Genomic DNA, 8,469 nt, shown 5'->3' on the forward strand with positions numbered 1-8,469 from the left:
GCCCGAGCCGCGCAAGCCGGTGTTCGAGACGCCGCTCGACTGACGTGATCGCTCGACTGACGTGATGCCATTCGCGCGGCCGGGCCTCGGCGATTGGCAAGGCATGCGGCGATGGTCATACTGAAGAAACCCCCGCGCGGGCGCCGGCCCGTCGTCTTCGTCGCGCCGCGGCTTCGGAGTGCCGCCTCTTCGGTGCGACGCGTCTTTTGTTCGTCGCGTCCTTCGTCGAAGATCCCGTCCAGGACTGCCCAGGGGAAAGCCATGCTGTCGATCGTCCGCGCGCTCGCTCTCGCGGCCGGCGTGATCGCCGTCACGTCGTCACCCGGCTCCGCGCCGGCCCAGACGTTTCCGTCGTCGCGTCCGGTGACCTTCGTGGTGCCGTTCGCACCGGGCGGCTCGACCGACACGGTCGCCCGCATCGTCGCCCAGGCGGCCGGCCAGCCGCTCGGCGTGCCCACCGTGGTGGAGAACCGCACCGGCGGCGCCGGCGTGGTCGGCTGGAGCGCGGTCGCCCGCTCGGCGCCGGACGGCCACACGCTGCTGACGCTCGAGATGTCCTACACGATCGCGGCCGGGCTGATCCCGACGCTGCCCTTCGATGCGAAGACGAGCTTCGTGCAGGTGACGACCGCGGTCGAGAATCCGCACGTGATGGTGGTCAATCCGAAGCTGCCGGCCAACACGGTCGCCGAGCTGATCACGCTCCTCAAGGCGAACCCCGGAAAGTACTTCTTCGGCTCGGGCGGCAACGGCACCAACACCCATATGGGTGGCGAGCTGTTCAAGAGTCTCGCCGGCGTCGACCTCGTGCACGTGCCGTATCGCGGTGCCGGCGCGGTGCTGCAGGATCTGGTCGCCGGCCAGGTGCAGGTGCTGGTCACCTCGCTGCCGACCGCGCTGCCGCTGATCCAGTCCGGCCAGCTCCGGCCCCTGATGGTCGCCGCGGAGACCCGCTCGCCGGTGCTGCCCGACGTGCCGTCCGCTCCGGAAGCGGGGCTGCCCGGCATGGTGATGAAGTTCTGGGTCGGCTTCGCCGTGCCGGCCGCGACGCCGCCGGCCGTGGTCGAGCGGCTCAACCGCGACATCCGCACCGGCCTGGCGCAGCCCGAGACCAAGAAGCGCCTCGCCGAGCTCGGCATGGACGCCGTCGGCAACACGCCCGCGCAGGCGCAGGCGCTGATCGAGTCGGAGATCGCCCGCTGGAGCGCCATCGCCAAGGCGGCCGACATCAAGCTGCAGTAGACTGTCGCCATGAGCTGGTTCGCACCCCCCGTCGATGTCGAGAGCCGCGTCTTCGCGCGGCTGCCCGACGCGTTCCGCACGCCCCGGCCGAACGAATGGGGCGCCGCCAACAAGCCCGGCGCCGCGATCGACAGCTTTCTCGAAGGGCCGTGCCTGGCGCCGGACGGCACCCTCTACGTCACCGACATCCCCTACGGCCGCATCTTCGCCGTCGACGGCAGCGGCCGCTGGAGCCTGGTGCACGAGTACGACGGCTGGCCGAACGGCATGAAGCTCCGGACGGACGGCAGCCTCCTGGTCGCCGACTATCGCCGCGGACTGCTGCGCATCGATCCGGAGACCGGCACCATCCATCCGGTCTGCACCACGGTAAACAGCGAGGGCTTCAAGGGGCTGAACGACCTCGCGCTGCTCGCCGACGACTCGGTGCTGTTCACCGACCAGGGCCAGACCGGGCTGCACGATCCGAGCGGCCGGCTCTACCGGCTGTGGCCGGACGGCCGGCTCGACCGGCTGATCGGCAACGCCGCCTCGCCGAACGGTGTCGCCGTCAACCCGGAGGGCACCCACGCCTATCTGGCGCTCACCCGCGCCGCTCAGATCTGGCGGGTGCCACTGGCGCCGGCGGCGCTGTCGGCGAAGACGCAGCTGTTCGCCCAGCTCCCGGGCGGGTTGTCCGGGCCCGACGGGCTGGTGGTCGATCCGCACGGTCGGTTGATCGTCTGCGATCCCGGGCACGGCAGCGCCTGGGTGCTGTCGCGGCTCGGCGAGCCGCTCTTCCGCATCCGGAGCTGCGCCGGCCGCACCCTCACCAACGCGGTGCTGCGGCCGGACGGCCGCACGCTGCTGATGACCGAGTCGGAGACCGGGCAGATTCTGGAAGCCGTGCTGCCGGGGTGAGACGAGACTCGGTCATTCCGGGACGGTGCGCAGCACCGGACCCGGAATCCAGCCGAGACCGCGGCGCTCATGGCTGGATTCCGGGTTCGCGGCTTCGCCGCGCCCCGGAATGACGCCGGGCCAATCCACCGCCCGAGCTCACGCCGTCTCCTCGATCTCCTTCGCGCGGGCGATCAGCGCCAGGGCGCGGACGAGGTGCGGGCGGTCGTACATGACGCCCTCGAGGCCGACGACGCCGGCGCCGGGCTGCGCCGCGAAGGCGGCGACGATCGCCTTCGCCTTCGCCACCTGGGCGGGGTCGGGCGTGAACACGGCGTTGATCGGCCCGATCTGGTCCGGGTGGATCGCCATCTTGCCGGTGAAGCCGTCGCGCCGCGCCTCCTCGCATTCGCGCCACAGCTTCGTCTCGTCGCGGAAGTCGACCGCCACCGTGTCGATCGCCTGCACCTTGGCCGAGGCGGCGGCGGCGAGGCAGAGCGTGCGGGCGAGCCGGAAGGCGTCGAGGAAACGGCCGTCGTCGTCGCGGTTCGCCTCGGCGCCGAGATCGACCGACAGATCCTCGGCCCCCCAGGTGAGGCCGGCGAGGCGGCGGCTGGCGCCCCGATAGCTGCCGGCGACGAACAGCGCATGCGCCGTCTCGGTGGCGATCGCATAGACGGCGACATGGCCGTCGGAGAGGCCGGCGACCGCCTCGCGCACCGCCAGCTTGGCGTCGAGATGCATCACGGCCGGGCCGCCCTCGGCCTTGGGCAGCATGATGCCGTCCGGCCGCGCCGGGATCACGACGTCGAGATCCTGGTCGGTCAGGCCGGTGTCGAGCCCGTTCACCCGCACCAGGATGCGCGGGCGCGACGGCCAGTCGGCCACCGCGGCGACGAACTCGGCCGCGGCGGTGCGGGCCGCCTCCTTGCGGTCGGGCGAGATCGAATCCTCGAGATCGACGATGACGGCGTCGGCTCCGCACTCCATGGCCTTGGCGAGCTTCTTCTCGGCATCGGCCGGCACGAACAGCAGGGAGCGCATGCGGGGTGTCTCCTCAGGCGGGACGCTTGAGCATGAAGACCTGGCGGCGGCATTCGGCGACCAGCCTGTCGTTCTGGTTGAAGCCGCGATGGTGGAACTCGACGATACCGGCATTCGGGCGCGACGACGATTCGCGCTTGTTGATCACCTCGGTCTGGGCCCGCAGCGTGTCGCCCTCGAACAACGGATGCGGAAAGACCACGTCGGTCATGCCGAGATTGGCGATGGTGGTGCCGACCGTGAGGTCCGACACCGACATGCCGATCATCAGGCCGAGCGTGAACAGCGAGTTCATCAGCGGCCGGCCCCACTGCGTCTCGTTCTCGCAGAAGTGCCGGTCGATGTGCAGCGGCTGCGGGTTCAGCGTCATGTTGGAGAACAGCATGTTGTCCATCTGGGTGACGGTCCGCCGGTAGCGATGCTCGACCACCTCCCCGATGACGAAATCCTCGAAATACATCCCGCCGCGCGGGTGCCGGACCGCGGTCGTCCAGGACATTCCTGTGGTCCCCCTCTGGCTCGTCTCCGTGCCGCGCCTTCGCTGCCGCCGTGAGTCCTGCCGGTGGGCGAGCAGGGCGCGATTCATACTTTGTTTACCATAACCGGCGCAGCCTCGGCGGTGTCGTCCTCGCTCCCGTCTCGCGCCCGCGCCGCAGGTTGAACCTTGCCCGTCTCCGGCACCAGCTCCTCGACCTCCGGATGGGTCGTCAACGACGCCATTCGGGGCGCTGCGCAGTCGACCGGCACCAGTTTCGACTATCTGCTGGCGACTGCGAAGGTCGAATCGGACCTCAACCCTAATGCCGCGTCGACGACATCGTCGGCGCGCGGCCTGTTCCAGTTCATCGACCAGACCTGGCTGATGATGCTGAAGGAGGCCGGCACCGCGCTCGGCTTCGGCCAGTATGCCGACGCCATCACCAAGACGGCGTCGGGCCGCTACGAGGTGACGGACCCGAGCCTGCAGCAGGCGGTGATGAATCTGCGCGGGGACGCCGGCGCCAACGCCGTCATGGCGGGCGCCTTCACGCAGCGCAACGCGGCGAAGGTGGAGGCGCTGATCGGCCGGGCGCCGAACGAGGGCGAGCTCTACATCGCCCATTTTCTCGGACCCGGGGGCGCGGCCCGGCTGATCACCGAAGCCAGCCGCAACCCGAGCGGTGTCGCTGCGGAGACCTTCCCCAACGCCGCCGCCGCCAACCCGTCGATCTTCTACGAGCGCGACGGCACGGCGCGCAGCTTCGCCCAGGTCTACGGAAATCTGGTGGGGCGCTACGACCGCGCCGTCGCCGGCACGGCCGCGATGACGGGCAACGCCGCCGCCGGCCGCTCGGGCGCGTCGGGCCCGGTGGTGTCGGTCGCGCCAGCCGGGCAGGGCGGCGATCGGCGCGTTCCGGCGACCGCGACGGCGAATCTCCAGACGGAGCCGGCCCGCACCGTGGCGACCGGGCCGCTGTTCCACAGCCTGTTCCAGAGTGGGCCGGAGCGCGGCGCCGTCTCCGACATCGTCAGCGAATTGTGGTCGACCCGCCCGCATGTCGCGGCCGCCCTCTCGGGCGTCGCCGCGCAGGCGACACCGCGCACCGTGTCAGGAACCACGCCAGTCGCGGCCGTGCCCGCGGCGATGGCCCGCTCGGCCTACACGGCAAACGCACCCGCGTCGGCCGCCTCTCCGCCGAATGTCGCGCCGGCGCGCGCCCCCGTGATCACGGTCATACCCGTCACAGCGCCCGCGTCGCCCACGCGCCCGGTCGCGTCGTCGGCCGTCGCCTACACGCCGGCCGCATCGTTTCCCGTCGCCCCATCTCCTGTCGCCCCGTCTCCCGTCGCGCCGATACCGGTCGCGGCGACCCCGGTGGCGGCGAGCACGGCCGCCCCCGCATCCCTCGCGGTCCCCGACCCGAGCCGCGCCTCGGAACTGTTCTCCGCTCCCGGCACCAACGCCGGCGGCCTGTTCGGCCGGCGCGGATAGGGCGCCGCTACGCGGACCGTCGGTGGTCTCGCGGCGTTAATAAATCAGCAACAAACACAAAGATTTATGGTGAACCCTTTGTTAAGGGCGCGCCCGTAGGCTGATGCATGGCGGGACTCGTCTGCCTCTCGTGAGGTTCGCGGGTTCTGAAAATCTCCTCCGTGTCGCCCTCCGTCGCGTCGGGTTCAGCAGCATGATCGTCCGCCAGTTTCTTCAGTGGGTCCGCACCGCGCCCGCCGGCGAGCGGGCCGAGGCGACCAGCGCGCTCGCACGGGCCTATCTTTATTCCGATCTGCCCGACGACGAGCGCGACGCCGTCGAGGGCGTGCTGGTGATGCTGGCCGAGGACGTCTCGCCGCTGGTGCGCGGCGCGCTCGCCGGCGTGCTGGCGCCGAGCCGCGAGGCGCCGTCGACCGTGGTGCACCTCCTGGCACACGACCGTCCCGACATCGCCGCCGTCGTGCTGGCGTCGTCGCCCCTGTTCATCGACGCCGAGCTGGTCGACCTCGCCGCCACGGGTGGCGACACCGTGCAGACCGCGATCGCCGGCCGCGCGCCGCTGCCGCGCGCCGTCGCCGCCGCGATCGCCGAGGTGGGCGGCCCCGAAGCCTGCCTGGTGCTGATCGAGAATCCGCAGGCCGAAATCGCGTCCCTGTCGTTCGCCCGGCTGGTCGAGCGCTTCGGTGATCTCGGCGCGATGCGCGAAGCGCTGCTCGGGCGGCCCGACCTGCCGGTCGCGTGCCGCCAGGCGCTGATCGCCCGGCTCTCCGCGACGCTCGCGGCCTTCGTCTCGGGCCGCTCCTGGATGGACGGCAGCCACGCCCGCACGGTCGCCCGCGAGGCCTGCGAGAAGGCGACCGTGGCGCTCGCCGCGCGCGCCGGCGAGGAGGGCGCCGCGCCGCTCGTGCGCCATCTGCGCGCCAGCGGCCAGCTCACCGCCGGGCTCATTCTCCGCGCGCTGCTGTCCGGCAATGTCGGGCTGTTCGAGGAGGCGCTGGCCGAGCTCGCCGGCCTGCCGCTGCGCCGCGTGCGCCTCCTGATCCACGACCGTACCGGCGTCGGCTTCCGCGCGATCTTCTCGCGCGCCGGGCTGCCGGGCTCGACCTTCCCGGCGTTCCGCTTCGCGCTCGAGGCGTGGCGCGAGGGGCCCGATCTCGACGGCGCCGCGCGCCTGCACCGCCGCATGGTCGAGCGGGTGCTCACCGCCTGCGGGCAGTCCGACATTGGCGAGGTCGAGCCGCTGCTCGCGCTGCTGCGCCGCTTCGCCGCCGAGGCGGCGCGCGAAGAAGCGCTGATCGCCTGCGAGAAGCTCGAGCAGGAGCTGGTCGCCGACCTGATGCGGATTCGCCTCGCGGCGTAGGCCTTTGATTGTGATGGATGGGACGCGACTTCCGCTCGTCCCCGCGAAGGCGCTGCGGCATGCACACATCGCGTGCCTCGCATGAGAGCGTCATGCGCGGGCTCGACCCGCGCATCCATCACCTTCATCAAAATGCGTTCTGTCGCAGCGAGATGGGTCGCCGGGTCAAGCCCGGCGACGACGTCGCAGCTTGTCGAGATGTGTGCATGCCTTCGCGCGAAGGCGGGGACGCGGGGGCGACACGGCATGCGGCTCCTGGATCCCCGCTTGCGCGGGGACGAGCGGAGGGTGGGGCGGCGTCGGTCGAAACCGTGCTGAATCACTCTAAGGAAGTTCGCTGCGCGGCACGGTCGGCGGGCTCAGCACCTCGTCGTCGTCGGGGAGGCGGCCGCCGTTCTCGCTCTTCAGGTGCTCGTCGACGATCTCGCGCAGCTTCGCCGACAGCGTGTCGGCCAGGATCTCGGCGCGCGCGGTGCCGTGCTCGCGCACGATCGCCCGCACCGCGTCGACATGCTGGTCGACCAGCGCGAGCGGGATGCGCTTACTGTCGATGGTGCGCTCGATCAGCCGGCACAGGCTCGCCGCCGCCGCGGCGGCGCGCGGAAAGCCGAGCGTCGCCGCCTGGCCCTTGATGTCGTGTGCGGCGTGATATAGCGCCTGCCGGGTCTCGGCGTCGAAGCCCTTCGCCTTGACGGCCTTGCGGGCCGCGTCGAGGCGCTCGCACTCGTTGTCCATCCAGCCGGCGAACTCGCCGGAGAGCGCGGCGAGCGCGCGCTCGGCGTCGGCGACCGGATCGGGCAGGCCGGGCGCGGCGTTGCGGGCCCACGCCTTGCGCAGGAGATTCTTCGGCACGATCACGGCGTGGTCGCCGTAATTGGTCACCTTCGGCGCGTCCGGAGTCTTGCTCGACGAAGACTTGCTCGACGAAGACTTGTTCGAGGAAGACTCGCCAGCCAACGTCCTGCCGGTCGGCTTTCCGGTCTTGCCGCCGCCTCGCCCGGAGGTCATCGGGTCACCCTGCTCACTCGGTGATCTTCACCCGCTCCAGCAGCGCCTGCTGCGGGATGATCTCGGCCTTCGCCGTGCCCTTGCGGCGCTCGACGCCGACATAGTTCGGGTTGACCAGGCGTCGCCGGTCGGGGCCGAAGAAGGTCTTGGTCTTGATGAAGGGACGCGGATTCACGACCACGGTCAAGATGCGCTGATAGAGCGCGTTGGCCGAGATCGGCTTGACCAGGAACTCGGTGACGCCGCAGTCGCGCGCCGCCATCACGCGCTTCTTCTCGGAATGGCCGGTCAGCATGATGATCGGCACGAACGGGTTGGCGTTGGCGCCCGGCTGGCGGATCATCTGGGTGAGCTCGAGCCCGTCGAAGATCGGCATTGCCCAGTCGGTGATCACGATGTCCGGGATGTTGTGCGTGAACGCCTCGAGCCCGGCGGCACCGTCCTCGGCCTCGTAGACCTCGCGGGAGCCGAAGCCGTGCAGCAGCGTACGCAGGATGCGACGCATGTGCGCGTTGTCGTCGATCAGAAGAAACCGCAGCCGGTTGAAGTCGATGCGGACCATGGCTCACGCGAGACTGACACGATGCCTGAAGGATCAGGCTCGATCCTGCCCGCGAAGCTTTAAGGAAGGGTTTAGGTTAACCGGGCGGGGCACGGAGCTGTCCGACGCCGGCCGTAGTCGCTCGTCATCCCGGGGCGCGGACCTTCAGGTCCGCGAGCCCGGGATCCATACCCCCGGTGCCGGTAGCTGACGACAGACAGGGGTTGATGGTGTGGACGGCCCCCTACGGCATCGCTGTGCCAGAATGAGGTCGGTGAAGATCTCAAACGAGGGGTCCGTCCGTGAGCCAGAGTATCCGCATCGGAATGGATACGTCGAAGCATATCTTTCAACTGCACGGGGTGGACGCGGCCGAGCAGCCGGTGCTGCGCAAGCGGCTTCGTCGCAAGGAGGTGGAGGCGT

The 8,469-nt window shown here is 70.5% G+C and carries 8 protein-coding genes and 1 pseudogene; 5 read left to right on the plus strand and 4 right to left on the minus strand.

Annotated elements, in window-relative coordinates; all coding sequences use genetic code 11:
- Positions 1–261: 261 nt before the first annotated feature.
- Both CCR97_RS11855 and CCR97_RS11860 read left to right on the plus strand, forming a co-directional pair.
- The gene (locus CCR97_RS11855) at positions 262–1,242 is read left to right on the plus strand and encodes a Bug family tripartite tricarboxylate transporter substrate binding protein (RefSeq protein WP_170145939.1); all 981 of its coding nucleotides are present in this window, start codon (positions 262–264) and stop codon (positions 1,240–1,242) included.
- Positions 1,243–1,251: 9 nt separating this feature from the next.
- Positions 1,252–2,142, plus strand: a complete 891-nt coding sequence (locus CCR97_RS11860) for an SMP-30/gluconolactonase/LRE family protein (RefSeq protein ID WP_111358562.1) — start codon at positions 1,252–1,254, stop codon at positions 2,140–2,142.
- A 138-nt stretch (positions 2,143–2,280) separates the two neighbouring features.
- On the opposite strand, the gene CCR97_RS11865 is transcribed toward CCR97_RS11860, so the two are convergent.
- The gene (locus CCR97_RS11865; RefSeq protein ID WP_111358563.1) at positions 2,281–3,165 is read right to left on the minus strand and encodes an HpcH/HpaI aldolase/citrate lyase family protein; all 885 of its coding nucleotides are present in this window, start codon (positions 3,163–3,165) and stop codon (positions 2,281–2,283) included.
- A 13-nt stretch (positions 3,166–3,178) separates the two neighbouring features.
- Positions 3,179–3,664 (minus strand): MaoC family dehydratase, encoded by a 486-nt coding sequence (locus tag CCR97_RS11870; protein WP_111358564.1) that lies wholly within the window; start codon positions 3,662–3,664, stop codon positions 3,179–3,181.
- Between the two features lie 165 nt (positions 3,665–3,829).
- Here CCR97_RS11870 and CCR97_RS11875 point away from each other — a divergent pair, with 165 nt between their 5' ends.
- Together CCR97_RS11875 and CCR97_RS11880 are read left to right on the plus strand one after the other, a co-directional pair.
- The gene (locus CCR97_RS11875; protein WP_201159520.1) at positions 3,830–5,137 is read left to right on the plus strand and encodes a transglycosylase SLT domain-containing protein; all 1,308 of its coding nucleotides are present in this window, start codon (positions 3,830–3,832) and stop codon (positions 5,135–5,137) included.
- Between the two features lie 193 nt (positions 5,138–5,330).
- Positions 5,331–6,497 (plus strand): DUF2336 domain-containing protein, encoded by a 1,167-nt coding sequence (locus CCR97_RS11880; RefSeq protein ID WP_111358565.1) that lies wholly within the window; start codon positions 5,331–5,333, stop codon positions 6,495–6,497.
- A gap of 324 nt (positions 6,498–6,821) precedes the next feature.
- Here the strand turns inward: CCR97_RS11880 and CCR97_RS11885 are convergent, their stop codons facing one another.
- Positions 6,822–7,505, minus strand: coding sequence for an Hpt domain-containing protein (locus tag CCR97_RS11885; RefSeq protein WP_111358566.1), 684 nt, complete (start codon positions 7,503–7,505; stop codon positions 6,822–6,824).
- Positions 7,506–7,518: 13 nt separating this feature from the next.
- Entirely contained in the window at positions 7,519–8,067 is a 549-nt protein-coding gene (locus CCR97_RS11890; protein WP_111358567.1) for a response regulator, read from the minus strand.
- A 281-nt stretch (positions 8,068–8,348) separates the two neighbouring features.
- Here CCR97_RS11890 and CCR97_RS32290 point away from each other — a divergent pair.
- Positions 8,349–8,469: pseudogene (locus tag CCR97_RS32290) on the plus strand (IS110 family transposase); the annotation flags it as partial.

The organism is Rhodoplanes elegans (genome assembly GCF_016653355.1).
GTDB classification, from domain to species: Bacteria; Pseudomonadota; Alphaproteobacteria; order Rhizobiales; family Xanthobacteraceae; genus Rhodoplanes; species Rhodoplanes elegans.